14 protein-coding genes are annotated in these 15,356 nt (G+C 44.2%); all 14 read right to left on the reverse strand.

Going from position 1 to position 15,356, the window contains the following annotated elements:
- Nucleotides 1-72: 72 nt before the first annotated feature.
- Complete coding sequence (locus V5M37_RS17600) at nt 73-585, reverse strand: DUF3189 family protein (RefSeq protein ID WP_423798467.1); 513 nt, start codon at nt 583-585, stop codon at nt 73-75.
- Between the two features lie 74 nt (nt 586-659).
- Nucleotides 660-1,643: a quinone oxidoreductase family protein gene (locus tag V5M37_RS17605; protein ID WP_423798468.1), complete on the reverse strand. Its 984-nt coding sequence runs from the start codon at nt 1,641-1,643 to the stop codon at nt 660-662.
- Nucleotides 1,644-1,757: 114 nt separating this feature from the next.
- On the reverse strand, nt 1,758-2,975 hold the full coding sequence (locus tag V5M37_RS17610; protein ID WP_423798469.1) for a CaiB/BaiF CoA transferase family protein: 1,218 nt from the start codon (nt 2,973-2,975) through the stop codon (nt 1,758-1,760).
- A 61-nt stretch (nt 2,976-3,036) separates the two neighbouring features.
- Nucleotides 3,037-4,206: an acyl-CoA dehydrogenase family protein gene (locus V5M37_RS17615; protein WP_423798470.1), complete on the reverse strand. Its 1,170-nt coding sequence runs from the start codon at nt 4,204-4,206 to the stop codon at nt 3,037-3,039.
- Nucleotides 4,207-4,436: 230 nt separating this feature from the next.
- Nucleotides 4,437-5,237: an enoyl-CoA hydratase/isomerase family protein gene (locus V5M37_RS17620; protein ID WP_423798471.1), complete on the reverse strand. Its 801-nt coding sequence runs from the start codon at nt 5,235-5,237 to the stop codon at nt 4,437-4,439.
- Nucleotides 5,238-5,251: 14 nt separating this feature from the next.
- Nucleotides 5,252-6,193 (reverse strand): hydroxymethylglutaryl-CoA lyase, encoded by a 942-nt coding sequence (locus V5M37_RS17625; RefSeq protein WP_423798472.1) that lies wholly within the window; start codon nt 6,191-6,193, stop codon nt 5,252-5,254.
- A 132-nt stretch (nt 6,194-6,325) separates the two neighbouring features.
- The gene (locus V5M37_RS17630) at nt 6,326-6,904 is read right to left on the reverse strand and encodes a Fe-S-containing hydro-lyase (RefSeq protein WP_423798473.1); all 579 of its coding nucleotides are present in this window, start codon (nt 6,902-6,904) and stop codon (nt 6,326-6,328) included.
- Between the two features lie 12 nt (nt 6,905-6,916).
- A complete protein-coding gene (locus V5M37_RS17635) occupies nt 6,917-7,762 on the reverse strand; it encodes a fumarate hydratase (protein WP_423798474.1) in 846 nt (281 codons plus the stop codon).
- Between the two features lie 28 nt (nt 7,763-7,790).
- Entirely contained in the window at nt 7,791-9,308 is a 1,518-nt protein-coding gene (locus V5M37_RS17640) for an FAD-binding protein (RefSeq protein ID WP_423798475.1), read from the reverse strand.
- Between the two features lie 52 nt (nt 9,309-9,360).
- Entirely contained in the window at nt 9,361-10,716 is a 1,356-nt protein-coding gene (locus V5M37_RS17645) for an MmgE/PrpD family protein (RefSeq protein ID WP_423798476.1), read from the reverse strand.
- A 61-nt stretch (nt 10,717-10,777) separates the two neighbouring features.
- Nucleotides 10,778-11,443, reverse strand: a complete 666-nt coding sequence (locus V5M37_RS17650; protein WP_423798477.1) for a GntR family transcriptional regulator — start codon at nt 11,441-11,443, stop codon at nt 10,778-10,780.
- Between the two features lie 91 nt (nt 11,444-11,534).
- Nucleotides 11,535-13,001, reverse strand: a complete 1,467-nt coding sequence (locus V5M37_RS17655; protein WP_423798478.1) for an SLC13 family permease — start codon at nt 12,999-13,001, stop codon at nt 11,535-11,537.
- 72 nt (nt 13,002-13,073) lie between these two features.
- Nucleotides 13,074-14,426, reverse strand: coding sequence for an MmgE/PrpD family protein (locus V5M37_RS17660; RefSeq protein ID WP_423798479.1), 1,353 nt, complete (start codon nt 14,424-14,426; stop codon nt 13,074-13,076).
- Nucleotides 14,427-14,451: 25 nt separating this feature from the next.
- Entirely contained in the window at nt 14,452-15,312 is an 861-nt protein-coding gene (locus V5M37_RS17665) for an HpcH/HpaI aldolase/citrate lyase family protein (protein WP_423798480.1), read from the reverse strand.
- Nucleotides 15,313-15,356 lie beyond the last annotated feature (44 nt).

Consider the following 15,356-nt stretch of genomic DNA (forward strand, 5'->3'; position numbering starts at 1 on the left):
CAGTTTGCTAAATATTAAATGTAAAATGGTTTAAGCTAAACAACAAAGCCGCCCATAAGGACGGCTTTACAGTTACTTATACATTTCATTTTCAAGAATAATCACATTTTCATTAAATGGGGTTTTCCCGACTTGTTTCGTATTTTCCACTAACCGATAAATATTATCGCAGCATTGCTTGGCACCTCTCACTAGTAACGGTACGCCAATAAAGTCTATCTTTAAGCCTCTCGAAAAAAATCCCCCAAAAGACATAGAAAGTGGAACGGTTGGTGAGGTATTGGAAAAAACGATTTTTTCATCAAACTGAAATTTCTCTTGAAGTAGTAAAATCATCTCCTTCATCGCTGGTACAACGTATTTGTTCCTTTTCCTGCCAATCGTATAAACTTTGTTCCCATCCTCATCCGTACCATGAAAAATGAGCTTTCCAAAATCCTTTTTTGTCAGTTTGTTAAAATACTTCACTTTTAATATTTCTTCGGTCGTTAATTTTCTTTCCGATTGAGGTAATTGTTTTAAATGATAGGCGGCAGCCAAGGAAGTAGTATGTGTGCCGCCATAGTCATTATAAATATAGATCATGGGGGATTCTCCCTAACATATTTTATCTATATTTAATATGGCTTTTTGTTCCATTTTTTAACCAAAGTTTTAATTTAAAAATTTGGATCAACATTCAATAATATTTTCCCTTTATTCAGCCTATTTTCCATTAAGTTATGTGCATCTGCAGCCTCTTCCAGACTGTATTCATGCCCCACCTTAATTTTCAGCTGGTTATTCACGATAAGCGGAAACACCTCCTCAGCCGTTTCTTTTAATAAATACGGCCTTAACTTTCTTGTGGTCCCTAGACTAAACCCTAATACATTTCTGCAGCTAGCATGTAAATCAACCGTTTTAATGGTTCCTACATGTCCGCTGGAATTACCGAAGTGGACCAGCCTGCCATACGGTGCTAAACAATTGAAGCTATTTTCCGTGACGGCGCCGGAAAGGGAGTCGAGGACAATGTCCACACCCTGCCCATTGGTAATCTCATTTACAATTGGGGTGAAATCTTCCTCCTCATAGCAAATAACGAAGTCAGCTCCACTTTCTTCAGCCACCTTCATTTTATCCCTGCTGCCGACTGTCCCAATGACCGTTGCTGCTCCCAATATCTTGGCAACTTGTATGGCAGTTGTCCCTACCCCGCCAGCCGCAGAATGAACTAATACTGTTTCTCCCTTTTCCATGGCAGCGATATTTTTCAATAACCGATAGGACAAAAAGGACACAATCGGACAAGCGGCCGCAGTCCTAAAATCCAATTCATCTGGAATAGGAAAGACTAATTGGTCCGATGCCACCACATATTCTGCATACGAACCATTTTTCGGGAAGGCGATGACTCTTTGTCCTTCTACGAGCCCCGATACCTTGCTTCCTATTTTTTTAATAAATCCTGTGGCATCTAAACCAGGGATAAACGGAAGTGTTGCTCCTTTTTGCCCGTATCTTGATTTAATATCGGCAAAATTCACACTCGTTTTCACAACTCTAATTAGTACTTCGTTTTCAGCTATAACTGGCATTTCAACATCTTTGTATTTTAGGTTTTCTGTACCGCCAAAGCCGGTGACGACAATTGCTTTCATTACGGTTTCCCCTCTCTGGTCCCTTTTACATTTACTGTATTTCCTGCCAATTAGTGTTGTCAACAAGAAAACGAACGCCCACTGCCTACAATTTGGCAGTGGGTTCCTTGTAAACTATTTATGCGATTCTAGCTTTTTAGCCTCTATTTGGATGGTCCCGTCATTTAAAAGCTGTTCTATTTGTTCTTTGTTGTAACCAAGCTTGTTTAATATCTCCTCTGTATTCCCGCCCAGTTTAGGTGGAGCCTTTTGAATGGACACAGGTGAACTGCTAAGCTCAAAAGGAAGTCTTGGCAGTTTGAAGTCTTTAATAGTTGAGTGTTCAACATCAGTCCACATCTGGATTGCTTTTGTCTGCTGATCCTGGACTACTTCTGATATTTTCTTCACCTTTGAGCTTGGTACTCCTGCATCTACTAATAGCTGTACCCACTCATCCGCCGTTTTACCTTGGAGAATGTTTTCAATCGCCACTCTTAAATTTTCACGATGCTCCACTCGCTCAGGGTTATTTTTGTAGCGTGGATCCTCGACCCATTCTTCCTTCCCAAGCACCTTGCATAAACGTTTGAATAAGGAATTATTGGAGATTCCGATGATCACAGGAGCATCACTTGCGTGGAAGGCTCCATACGGTGCAAAGGCTGTGTGTCCGGCACCGTTTTTCTTTGGCTCATTTCCCGTCGCAAGCCATGACAGCATGTGATAGCCGACCCAGAATACTCCCGTTTCATAAAGGGATGTAGTGACTAACTGTCCTTCTCCCGTCTTTTGTTTATGAAAAAGTGCCGAAATGACCCCGATGGCTCCCCACATCGCACTCCCTTGATCGAGGACCGAAACTGGAACACGGGCAATTTCCGCTCCTTCTGCACCGTTAATCCCAATAATCCCGGAATCTGCTTGGGCAATCGCATCATAACCCGGCCGGTCACAAAGTGGACCATCTTGACCGTAGGCTGATAAAGAACAATATACCAACGAAGGATTCAATTCTTTTAGTCTCTCATAACCAAGGCCCATTTTTTCCGCTTTTTGAAAGCGGAAGTTTTCAACAAAAACGTCTGCCGTCTTGACAAGGTCATAGACGATTTCTCGGCCGCTTTCCTTTTTTAAATCAATGACGACCGATTGTTTATTACGGTTGATGTGAAGGAAATAAACGCCTTCTCCTTCCCAAAATGGTCCCATTCCTCTCGAATCGTCACCAATATCAGGCCGTTCAATTTTAATAATTTCTGCCCCTAAATCCGCAAGAATCATCGTTAAACTTGGCCCTGAAACATTTGTTGTTACATCCACTACTCGAATGCCGCTTAATGGTCCTGGCATCTTGGCTCCCCCTTTTCAAAGAGAGGACCCTTTTTTTAAAAAAGGTCCTCCTGATGTTGTCTTAAAATGAACGTGGTAATCCAAGGACATGCTGTCCAACATAACTTACAACCAGGTTGTTGGTTATCGGTGCTACAATAAACAGACGGGCTTCCCTAAATTTTCGTTCGATATGATATTCTTTTGCAAAACCATAGCCGCCAAATGTGTCCATTGCGGCATTCGCTGCGCGCCATGTAGCTTCGGATGCAAGATATTTTGACATGTTCGCCTCAGCCCCGCAATCCATTCCAGCATCAAACATTTCTGCAGCCTTATCTCTCATCAATTTAGCAGCTTGGATATCCATATAGCCTTTAGAAATTGGGAATTGAACCCCTTGGTTTTTCCCAATTGGACGGCCAAATACTTCGCGCTCATTGGCATATTGGACGGCTTTATCAACAAAGTACATGCCATCACCAATGGATTCAGATGCAATGAGAATTCTCTCTGCATTCATTCCGCCTAACACATAGCGGAAGCCTTTTCCTTCTTCCCCAATTCGATTCTCAACCGGGATTTCCGCTCCTTCAAAAAATACTTCTGTCGTTGCGTGATTGATCATCGTATCAATCGGGCGGATATCGATTTTATCCGCTTGTTCCTTCATGTCTAAAATAAACAGGCTCAACCCGTCTGTCTTTTTCGCTACTTGGTCTTTTGGTGTCGTTCTAGCCAATAACAACATTAAGTCGGAATGTGCCGCTCTTGATGTCCAGATTTTTTGACCATGAACCACGTATTTGTCTCCGACTCTTTCAGCATAGGTTTGGATGCTGGTTGTATCGCTTCCAGCGGTAGGTTCAGTGATGCCGAATGCTTGCAGGCGAAGTTCGCCGCTCGCAATTTTAGGAAGATATCTTCGTTTCTGGTCCTCATTCCCATGGCGAAGAAGAGCGCCCATGGTATACATTTGGGCGTGGCAGGCACCGGAGTTGCCGCCTGAGCGATTGATCTCTTCTAAAATGATGCAAGCTTCCGTCATTCCTAGTCCAGCACCGCCGTATTCTTCAGGAATTAATACAGATAACCATCCCTCTTCAGTCAGGGCTTGGACAAAGGCGGTAGGATAGGCATCTTTTTCATCAGTTTCCCGCCAGTAATCTTCTGGAAAGCGCTCACATAAAGCTTGAACGCTTTTCCGAATCATTTCATGTTCTGTGTTTTCTACTAGTTTTGTATTTGACATTTTTATATACCTCCAAGTTATTTTCCTTTTTCTAACAAAAACTGCCCGCCGACAGTTATATCGATTTTTCCGAGAGTATTTCTGGCTTATCCGAGAGTATCGGGTCCAATCGAGAGTAAGGTACGCTTATCCGAGAGTATTTCCGCCTTATCCGAGAGTAACGCACCCTCATCCGAGAGTATTTCCGCCTTATCCGAGAGTAACCCCAACCCAGAGCCTAGAGCCATCCATTAACGCCCTTTCCACTCCGGAGCCCGCTTTTCATTAAAGGCATAAATGCCTTCCAGCCGGTCTTCTGAGTTCGCACATCTATAGTAAGCTTCTAATTCTATGACAATACCCGTGGCCAAATCTGTTTCAGTCCCTTTATTAACCGCTTTCTTTAAAGCTTTTAAGGAAAGAGGTGCGTTCATAGCAATGGTTTCAGCTAATTTAATAGTTTCCGCCAATAGGGATTCGCTCTCAAAGACATGATTAATTAGTCCCCACTGCTTACCCTCTTCTGCTGTAATCCGTTTCCCGGTATACAACATTTCCTTCGCTAACCCAATTGGTAGAATGCGAGGAAGCAATTGAGAGCCGCCGATGCCAGGAATTAATCCCAGTTTCGCCTCCGGCAGTCCAAGTCCAACACCCTCTGCTGCAGTTCGGAGGTCACAGCTTAGCGACATTTCAAGGCCGCCTCCAAGTGCATAACCATTAATGGCAACAATCACCGGATACGGGAATTCGCGGATACACTCGGTTACTTTTTCAAAATAGTCATGCTGTTTCTTCCAGTCCTTCTGGGACATCCCATTCCGCTCTTTTAGGTCGGCCCCCACACAAAAGCTCTTAGTACCTGAACCAGTAAGCACCAAAACGCGGACCGATTCATCGTATTTAAGTTCCTCAAAAGCTTCGATTAATTCCAACGCCATTTTTGTATTCATCGCGTTCATGGATTCCGGACGGTTCAGGGTTAACACGGCGATTCCTTGATGGCTCTCCGCCCGTTCTAATTTGATAGTTTCATAGGTTTTGACTAGCATATATGCTCATCCCCTTAACATAAAGAACTTGTAGTTTTATTTGGTACAGGATACAAGCGGGAGCTTTTCCCTGCTTTTGCGACTTGTCCTGGCAAGTCATGTTCCAGTAATTCCCCCAGCCGATGGGAAGCTTCGATTAAACCATCAAGATTGATAGAAGTGCGGACGCCCATTTCTTCCAACATGTGGACCACATCCTCGGTGCAAACATTCCCTGTTGCACCAGGAGCAAATGGACAGCCGCCAATCCCGCCTAAGGATGCGTCGAAAACGGTGATTCCTGCCTCTAAACCGGCAAGGATATTGGAAAGACCCATACCCCTTGTATTATGGAAGTGGCAGCCAAATTCAACATTGTTCCATTCATTCACGACTTCCTTCGTCAATTGATAGACCTGCTTCGGATTGGCCATTCCTGTTGTATCTGCGAGTGTAATTCTTTTGATGTTATGTAAGAGAAGTTGTTCAATCAGATTCATGATGCGTTGTCGCGGAACTGGACCTTCAAAGGGACAGCCAAATGAGGTAGCAACTGTAACGTTAAAGTTGATCTCGTTATCTGATGCAAATTGCGATAAATACTTGAAGTTTTCCAATGACTGTTCGGTGGTCTGCCGAACATTCTGTTCGTTATGGGTATTACTTGCTGAAAAAACATAATTAACAGACTTTACGCCTGTTTGTTTAGCCAGCTCGAGCCCCTTCAAATTAGGTACAAGAGCGACCAGACTGAGCTCAGGGTATGACTTTAGATGCTCATAAAATGCTGCCGTATTGGCCATTTGCGGGACGAGTTTTGGATGGACGAATGAACCAAATTCAATTTGGGATACATTCGCCTTCTGCAATAAAGAAAAAATCTCAACCTTCTCATCCACCGTTAATACTTTTGACTCTAACTGAAGCCCATCCCGTAAGCCAACTTCGTAAATCGTGACTTGATCAGCTACTTTCATCGTATTCGGTTCCTCCATTAGGAAAATGATGTTTTTCTATATAGATAGGATACTGTATCCAAAATACAATTTCAATAGTTTTTCGAATATTCATAAATTTATTTCTCTTTTCTCAAAAAAAGGTTGCCGACATTAAATGTCAGCACCCTTTACTTGATTTTGCTCAAAAAACTGCTGTTTTCCTATTTTGTACCAGTCATTTCCCTCACTATCAATAATGACCACGGCCGGAAAGTTACTAATCGTTAATTTATATATCGCTTCTGGACCCAGGTCTTCGTAAGCGACCACTTCAACAGATTGAATGGTTTTGGCAATCAGTGCTCCCGAACCGCCGATGGCAGCAAAATAAACGGCTTTATTTTTCTTCATCGATTCAATCACTTCTTCACTACGGTAGCCTTTTCCAATCATTCCTTTTAAACCGAGCTCCAATAAGACGGGAGTATATTTGTCCATCCGGCCGCTGGTGGTCGGACCGGCTGAACCTATCACAGCTCCTGGCTTGGCAGGAGTCGGACCGACATAATAAATCGTTTGTCCGGCAACATCAAAAGGTAATTCTTCCCCCTTTTGCAGCGCTTCGAACATTCGTTTATGGGCAGCATCCCTGGCTGTATAAATGGTTCCACTTAAAAATACTCGATCGCCCGCTTTTAATTTCAGCAATTCTTGTTCGGATATTGGATTGGTGATGTGAATAGCTGACACTGATGCTCCCCCCTAAATTCTGATCTCTTTATGCCTGCTGGCATGGCAGTTCAAATTCACAGCGACGGGCAGCGCGGCAATATGACAAGGTTCAATTTCAATTTTCACATCAAGGGCCGTTGTATTCCCGCCCATTCCTTGCGGCCCAATACCGAGCTCATTGATTTTTCCCATCAATTCCTTTTCCAGCTCCGCGATTTCCGGCCGTTCACTGCGATGACCAATTGGCCTAAATAATGACTTCTTCGCTAAATAAGCACAGCGCTCGAAATTCCCGCCGATTCCGACTCCCACCACTAACGGCGGACAGGCATTCGGCCCTGCTTGGGCAACGATGCTTAAAATATAGTCCTTAATCCCGTCTAAGCCGTCTGCCGGCTTCAACATTTTTAAGGCACTCATATTTTCACTGCCGCCGCCTTTTGCCGACATATGAATGACCAGATCCTCACCCGGTACCAATTCAATATGAATAATCGACGGGGTATTATAGCCCTTACTCTTCTCCCTAGTGATCGGATGGTCAACAATTGAGTGTCTTAAATAACCCTCTTCATAGCCTTTCTTAACCCCTTCATTAATTGCATCGTAGAGACTGCCGCCGCTAATGTGGCAATCTTGACCGACTTCGACAATAAAAACCGAAACACCTGTATCCTGACACATCGGCACTCGCTCGGACCTAGCAATATCAGCATTCAGCAGCAATTGTTCTAAAATGTCTTTCCCTGTTTCGGAGGTTTCTTTTTTCAAGGCCGCTTGAAAGGCTTGAATCACATCCTGGCCCAGCTCAAAATTGGCCTCTTGGCACATGTTGGCCACCTGATTGACAATCTCTTCATAAAAAATCGTTCTCAAAGCCCTCTTCCCCCTTATGTTAAAAAAGTTATGTCCTTTCACTCACGGTTTCTTGCCTGAATTCAACGGTTTTCCCTTTAATCACAAGGTTTCCTTCCCATTGTTTCTGTTCCTCTCTTACATCCTGAAGGATATGAGCCCCTCTGCTTTCTTTCCTCATCGCACCGGCAAACGCGGCAGCCCATGCTGCCCGGACTTTATCTTGGAGCTGAAGTGCCGTGACCCCTTTTTCCTCATTTAATTCCGCCGCCAACAGGTCTAATTCTTTTTCCGCCTGCTGTAAGGAACTAGTGGTTCTTTCGATGCCAACAAGGTTCCACATGATCTCTTTTATCCGCTGTGTTACCTCCAGTTCCCGACCTTCGTGTAAGGTGTTCTCCCCTAAATTTGAAATCGCAGCCATTTTAGGAACTGGTGACCCCTCTTGAGCCGCCATCTTCCCTGTCCGGTGCCCAAACACAAGTGCCTCTGTCAGAGAACCTCCTCCAAGCCGATTCGCCCCGTGGAGTCCGCCGGTTGTTTCCCCGCAGGCATATAATCCTTGTAAACTCGTTCTGCCCCATTCATCCACTTTAATCCCGCCCATGCAATAATGCTGAACCGGGTACATTTTCCACTCCCCTTGATGTCCTTTTTTAATAAGCCGGTACACATATGGACTGTCCTTCGCTAAATCCTCATCAGAAACATTAGAAAAGTCAAGGTACACATCGTTTTGCTTGAACATTTCGTAGCTTAGAATATCTCGTGTTTCCAGCTCTTTTCTTGGAAAATCCGCCATAAAGCGGTCTGAAGCGTTATTTAAAAGGACGGCCCCTTTTCCAAAAATCCTAGTCATGACATCTACGTTCGCAGGATGCTGGAGCCGATACGGATAAAACTGAACAAATTCCATCCCGACAAGCTCTGCTCCATGTCTCCAGGCCATGCCAATCCCCTCACCCGACACATCCTTTGGATTATCAGTAGACGCATAAAGCCCTCCGAATCCACCTGTTGCTAGTATCGTAGAAGGCGCATAAAAGGCATGTAACTCCGCAGCCTTTTCAACGACCACACCGACAACCACTTGGTCCACCTTGATTAAATCAATCAAGGCAGACTGCTCGAACAATTCCACGCCGATCTCCAGCGCATATTGTCTTAATACCTTTGTGGTGTTTTTCCCAAGACCGTTTGCGGCATAAACCCTGCGCGGAAACGAGTGTCCGGGCGTACTGATTTTCCGCTCCCGTTCCAAGGGGATAGCGAATTTACTCTCCAGTTCGTTGACCCTGACGGTACACTCCTCAGCTAGAATTCTCGCTAGGTTTGGATTTGATAGATTTCGGCCGCCACGAATCATATCTTCGAAAAAGGTTTCAGGCGAATCCCCTGTTGAAAAAATGGCTGATTGGACGCCATCTGAAATAACGGATGAACCGCCAAATCCCGCTTTCCCTTTGGTGATGATGGCAACACGTGCCCCTTCTTCCCTAGCCGCTATCGCTGCCGAAAGCGCCGCCTGGCCCCCGCCAATCACGATGACATCAACATTCATGGACATCTTTATATTCACTCCCAATTATAAGTTCGATATGAAATAGTGATATCCTCCATTACTGCTGTAAATGGCTGATTTCCTGTTTCCTTAGCCATTCCCTCGTGCTGATTGAATCTAATTTAAAAATCGCTTCGACCTCTTTTTCAGGATGTTCTAACTTTTCAGCAGTCATCATGATAAACTTCTGAATTAGTTCCTCTTTTGTGGCCATTTTTTCAGGGTCGCCCTTTGGATAATCGGTTGCTTGTTCAAAAATCTTCCCGTTTGTAAGAGCAATTTCGACTTTAGCGCCCCATTTTTCCGGATAGGCTTCCTCATAATAGGCATCGACGACTACGTCTACTTTTTCCAAAAGATTTAAAATCTCGGAATCTTGTAAGCTATCATTCGTAAAATCCCGTAACGAAGCGGAGCCCTTTACTGCGGCCAGGGCAGCGCAAAACTGACTGCTGAATTTACAGGCGTAGATACTGTCAGGGTTTGGTTTGTCGGTAATATTCAGGACGGTTTGATAGGTCTTAATCGTGATTCTATCTATCTGTTGATACGCAATGGAATGTTCATTCATGATGTCGAGGATACAATCGATGGCTGGATGGGTATGGCGACATGATGCATGGATCTTAAAGCTGTTCTCGATGATCTTCCATTCATGTCCGAGATTCTTCGTGATTTTCGATGGGTCTGCCGATTCAGCCATCGCATCAAAGAACCCTCTTTTTCCCTCTAAAATTTTTGTTGCTCCCGTGAAGTTCTTTTTGGCAAGCAGGGCGGCGAGTGTCCCGTTGTAGGCTGCTTTAGCAGTGTGCAATTGTTTTGTGTTGGCTCCATCTTCGATAAATTCCCACAGTCCTGCCGCTTGGCTGCCGGCATTTCCGAGGGCATGCATCGTTTGCTCCACATTTAAGTTTACTAGCTTCGCTACCGCAGCGGCGGAGCCAAATGTGCCGCATGTGGCGGTATTATGCCAAAAATAATAGTGCGATGGCGATACAGCCTCGCCAATTCGGTAACACACTTCATAGCCAACGGCCACTGCCGTAATCAATTCTTTGCCGCTAAGGTCATAGGCTTCTGCTGCGGCAACGGCGGCCGGAATGACCACGGTACCGGCATGAATAATCGAAGATTTATGAATATCGTCGAGCTCCACAATATGGCTGGAGGCAGCATTGACCAACACTGCATTGCCTAGTGAGGATTTTCCTCCCGTGACGAGACTGGCTTGTTCATGACCACCCCATTCTTCGACAAGTTCCTTCACCGCTTGAATTGGCGGCATGTCTTTTCCAGCGATGGCAGAGCCATACCAATCAAGGATACAGATTTTCGTAAACTCCACGACATGTTCAGGTAAATCTTCAAAACTCGTTTGGCACTCATATTCAGCTAATCTTTTTGATAATGTCATTTTACTTCCCTCACATTCTTATTTTGGATATTGGATACAATTTTATCAAAAAAAGAGAGAACTATTTTTTTCCCTCTTCTTTTAATCTCTTCACTAACATATTGCCGGTTCGCGAAATATGGTTGGAAACGAGATTTGCTGCCGTTTCCTTATCTCTGTTTAATACGGCATTTAAGATACTTCTGTGCTCTACATTCGATGTTTCTTTTTGACCTTTTAAAATATGAGGAGTTTGCTGCGGCAGACCATTCCATAAGGTGCTAATAAAGGAATTGAGCCGCTCCCAGCTGCTCCACTTCATTAATAGACGATGAAATTCAATATTGTAACGGATAAATTCATCCACATCTTCGCTCGTTTCCATTTGCTCTACCAAGGTCGTCAATTGCTGATGGTCTTCATCCGTTAAATGCTCCACACTTTGGTATACAGCCATTTTTTCCAATTCCGTCCGAAGTGCATAAATCTCTTCTATATCCCCTACTTCAATCGCCTTCACCACTGCCCCTTTATGCGGCTCAAGCTTGATCAGTCCCTCCGCTTCAAGTTTTTGCAGCGCTTCCCGGATTGGCATCCGGCTGACACCCATCGCATCGGCAAGATCCGATTGTTTAAGGCGTTGGCCTGGTTTTAACTCTCCTTTTAAAATGGCTTCGCGAATAATATTACATACTTTTAAATGCAATGTATCCCTGTTTTCTATCATAAGCTGATTTTTTTCAAGCATGTTTAAGTACCTCTCATTAACGCTATTTTAAAATAGGATACAGAATCCAATATAAATTGTCTATAGATTTGCAAATTTATCATAAATTTTCTTAAAGTAGTCCAAGCCAGTTCCACCAAGTAACCGCAATTAGAAGCACAACGACACTCATTAGACCCGTTAACCACAAACCCGGCATGATGAACTCCTTTTGCTGAATCCGTCCGGAGCTATGGACAATGATATTTGGCGTGGCTTCTACAACAAGAATATATCCATGTAAACAAGCTATAGAGGCTGTCAAACAAATCAGCACAGGATCTGCCCCGGCTTTGGTGGATAAGCCAATAAATATCGGGACAAGGGTGACGACTGCCGTTGAAACATTTGCAACAGCTAAATGAAGGATATGGGTAATCACCAGAATCGTGATGACGGCGACAACCGGTGAGTGGAGAAAGTAAAGAATCCAATCAGAACTTAAGCTTTCTCCAATCAGCTTGGCTGCTCCCGACTTATTGAAAGCGTAGCCTAGAGATAATGTTACCCCCATCAGCAGGACGGTATCAAAATTGATTTTTACTAAATTGCCCCAACTGGTGAAGCCGATTCCCGGTAAGGCCATTAACACCACCCCAATCAGTGCAGGCACACTGGGGTGCAGCCCATGCAGGGGCTCGGTAAACCATAATGCCACGATAATGAATAGGATGGCTAAACACTTTTTCTCCTCAACATTTAACCTCCCTAATTCCTCCAGCTTATTTTCCAATTCTTGTTGTACATGCGGAAAGTGTTTCTCTTCTTCTGTTAAGGGGAAGCTTTTCAATAGTGTTATCCATAGGATTGGGATCATGATGAGCCAAATTGGGAAGGTGTAGGTAAACCACTGAATATAGGTGATTTTAATCCCAACAAACTCTTTTAATAATTCAACCGTTAAAATATTCCCAATCGCAGCCGTCATCACCGCAGTACCACTGACTGTCCCGCCAAACGCCACGCCAAGAAGAATCATTTTTCTAAGATTCCCTTTTGCCTTTTCCCCGATGGTATCAAGAGACATTGTTGCAATCGGAAGCATCAGCTGTGCCCGAACTGCAGCGGCTGGGATAAAAAAAGATTGGATTTGCGGAATCATTAAAATGCTCGCCAAGAGCCCTTTAGCCGTACCTCCCCATTTTGATAAGAAAAGATAGGCAATTCTTTTGGTCAGTGTCGTATCATTGACCCCTTTTGCCAGCATCATCCCGCCAATGATCAGAAATACAGCGGGTGAAGCAAATCCACTATAGACGACATCAGTAGTGACTACTCCGAATACGAGCATTAAGATTAATAAAATAACCGCCGTTAAGCCAATCGGGATCGGCTCAAACGTCCAATAAAACACACTTAGTACCAAACATGACAGCATCATTCGGGCTGATCCTGTATAGTTGGCGGGAAGGATGAAATAGACTCCCGCCATCAACGCGATTCCAAGCAGCAATAGGATGATTTTTTTTACTTCTAGAGAAGACCTTTGCTTAGGCTTCGCTACAACATTTACTTTCACCCTTGTATTTGGGAAAGCCATAATTCTCTCCTTTTTTCTAAAGAAATACATAATCACCTTAGGAACCTAACCGCTGTTCCCTCGGTGATATGTTTAGTATTGATTGGCGGTCTCTTTTGGCTGGCAGAGCTGGAAGAACGAAGTCAAATCCTCGACCTCTTCAAAGCGGTCGATCAGGTCAATGAGTTCATTTTTTGCCACCAAACAGATGACTTCTCCTGTAACATCCACGAATTTCTCTTTGATTTGCTCATCTGTCATTGGAGTATCCGCGCTTCCAATCGCGTGTTCAACAAAAAGAGAGATTTCCCGGCCATCTGTTAACTTAACAGTTAAGTGGACCTGATCTTCTTTTATCTTCTCATCGATAACAAGCGTTATTTTGTCACGAAGATTTTTTACAGAAGGGTCGTTGACATATTCATCTGTGAATTCATAGACGCCTGCCTTCAGGTTAAAGAACCCGGCTGCGACACAGTGATAGACACTGAACTTTCCTTCCAGCCCTGTCGTAATGGCCGTTTTGCCAGTCAGTTCTTTCACAAGTGGATGGGCCGTGATAACGATTGACTCCACTTCTTCTGCTTGCAGTTTATGCTCCTTTTGGATTGTTATAATGGCATCAATGGCTGGATGGGTAACGATTCCGCTGGCAAAAGGCTTGTAGCTGTTTTTCTCTACTTCCCATTTTTCGCCCCATTGTTCGGTAATGAGCTCTGCTTTATTCTCTTCAGATAAGACATTCAGGAATCCACGCTCGGCTTCAAGAGGTTTTTTGGAGGCGGTAAAACCTTGAGCGCCCACAAGTGCTGCTAATAACCCATTCATTGCCGCTTTTCCCGGGTGATAAGGCTTTGTCATCGTGCCAAACATTTCGCGTAACCCAGTTGGATCGGTTGCTGCAATTCCCAGAGCATAAATCGTTTTTTCAATATCTAAGCCCATCAGCTTACAAATCGCTGCAGCGGCCCCAATTCCGCCCACACTGCCGGTAATATGCCAGCCGCGCCAGTAATGAGATGGATAGACACTTAAGGCAAGTCTTGCTTCGACCTCGCAGCCAATGATAAACGCTTCAAGAACATCCTTCCCGGTTTTCTTTTGCTGCTCGGCATATGCGAGGATCGCTGGAAAAACAGGTGCCGACGGATGTAAAACAGTTTCTAGTAAGGTATCGTCAAAATCAAAGATATGCGAAGACATCCCATTTAATAGGCTCGCAAACAGGATATCGACTTTTTCATTTCTTCCCAGTACAGTTGCTTGCGGCTGACTGTCTGTGAGTTTTGATACGTTAAGCACCATATCCATCGATTCATGGTTGGCCGCGCCAATCGCCACTCCAAGCCAGTTTAATAGACTTCTTTTCGCTTCTCTGATCGCATTTTCATTAAAATCCTCGTAAGAAGTATTGGTAATATGTAAGGCTAGTTTTTCGGTTACCATTTGTGGTTCCTCCATCATTTTTCTCTTATAAAATTACTGACTCTAATAACGCTTTCGCTTTTTTATAAACCGGATAATCCACCAGCTTATTCCCGACCGCAATTGAGGCAATCCCTTGCTGCTCTGCGGCTTCAAAGGCATTGACAATTTCTAAAGCCGCTTCCATTTCCTTTTTGCTTGGGGAGAAAATTTCATGAATAGGCGGCAATTGCTTAGGGTGGATGGCAAGCTTTGCCTTGAACCCAAGCCGCCTCGCTCTCTGCGACTCATTAATTAACCCCGCCTCATTTGCTAGATCAGGGTATACCGAATCGATCGGACTGCCAATCCCCGCCGCTTTTGAAGCAGTTACCACCTGCGACCTGGCAAAGAGCAATTCTGTCCCCTCATCCGTTAGTTCGCAATCGACATCCAAGGAATAATCAATGGAACCAAATGCTAATCTTTTAACCAAATAATGGGCGGATGCAATATCATAGGCAAATTGAATCCCTCTTGCGGTTTCAATTAACGGGATAACGGCAAAGGAATGAAGATCTCTTTTCTGTCTTTCGAGACTATTTAGAGCTGTTTCGCATAACGTCTTCATACTAATGGCGCTTTCAGCCTTCGGTACCATGACCCCGCTGGCCCCTGCTTCAATAGCTGCTTCTAAATCGTCCCGCCAAAAATACGTTGTCATATCGTTGATTCTGATCAACACATCTTTCTCCGGCTGGTTGTTTAGTAGAAAATGTTTCGCACGTTCTCTTGCCTCTTGTTTTTCAGAGATCGCTACGGCATCCTCTAAATCAAAAATGACACAATCAGCAGCACTTGCCAGCGCTTTTTCAAACATTCTGGTGGCGGTTGCAGGAACAAATAAATAGGATCGCCTCAATTCCATGAACTCCTTCCTTTAGGATATTGGATACACAGAAAAAGAACAGC

The organism is Neobacillus sp. SAB-20_R2A, from assembly GCF_049568635.1.
Lineage (GTDB): Bacteria > Bacillota > Bacilli > Bacillales > Cytobacillaceae > Neobacillus > Neobacillus citreus.

Bases quoted from the DNA above. Each gene is read 5' to 3' on its own strand.
- V5M37_RS17650 (WP_423798477.1), bottom strand. From the start codon at position 11,443: ATGCTTGAAAAAAATCAGCTTATGATAGAAAACAGGGATACATTGCAT.
- V5M37_RS17610 (WP_423798469.1), bottom strand. From the start codon at position 2,975: ATGCCAGGACCATTAAGCGGCATTCGAGTAGTGGATGTAACAACAAAT.
- V5M37_RS17600 (WP_423798467.1), bottom strand. From the start codon at position 585: ATGATCTATATTTATAATGACTATGGCGGCACACATACTACTTCCTTG.
- V5M37_RS17625 (WP_423798472.1), bottom strand. From the start codon at position 6,193: ATGAAAGTAGCTGATCAAGTCACGATTTACGAAGTTGGCTTACGGGAT.
- V5M37_RS17645 (WP_423798476.1), bottom strand. From the start codon at position 10,716: ATGACATTATCAAAAAGATTAGCTGAATATGAGTGCCAAACGAGTTTT.
- V5M37_RS17605 (WP_423798468.1), bottom strand. From the start codon at position 1,643: ATGAAAGCAATTGTCGTCACCGGCTTTGGCGGTACAGAAAACCTAAAA.
- V5M37_RS17660 (WP_423798479.1), bottom strand. From the start codon at position 14,426: ATGGTAACCGAAAAACTAGCCTTACATATTACCAATACTTCTTACGAG.
- V5M37_RS17615 (WP_423798470.1), bottom strand. From the start codon at position 4,206: ATGTCAAATACAAAACTAGTAGAAAACACAGAACATGAAATGATTCGG.
- V5M37_RS17640 (WP_423798475.1), bottom strand. From the start codon at position 9,308: ATGTCCATGAATGTTGATGTCATCGTGATTGGCGGGGGCCAGGCGGCG.
- V5M37_RS17665 (WP_423798480.1), bottom strand. From the start codon at position 15,312: ATGGAATTGAGGCGATCCTATTTATTTGTTCCTGCAACCGCCACCAGA.
- V5M37_RS17620 (WP_423798471.1), bottom strand. From the start codon at position 5,237: ATGCTAGTCAAAACCTATGAAACTATCAAATTAGAACGGGCGGAGAGC.
- V5M37_RS17655 (WP_423798478.1), bottom strand. From the start codon at position 13,001: ATGGCTTTCCCAAATACAAGGGTGAAAGTAAATGTTGTAGCGAAGCCT.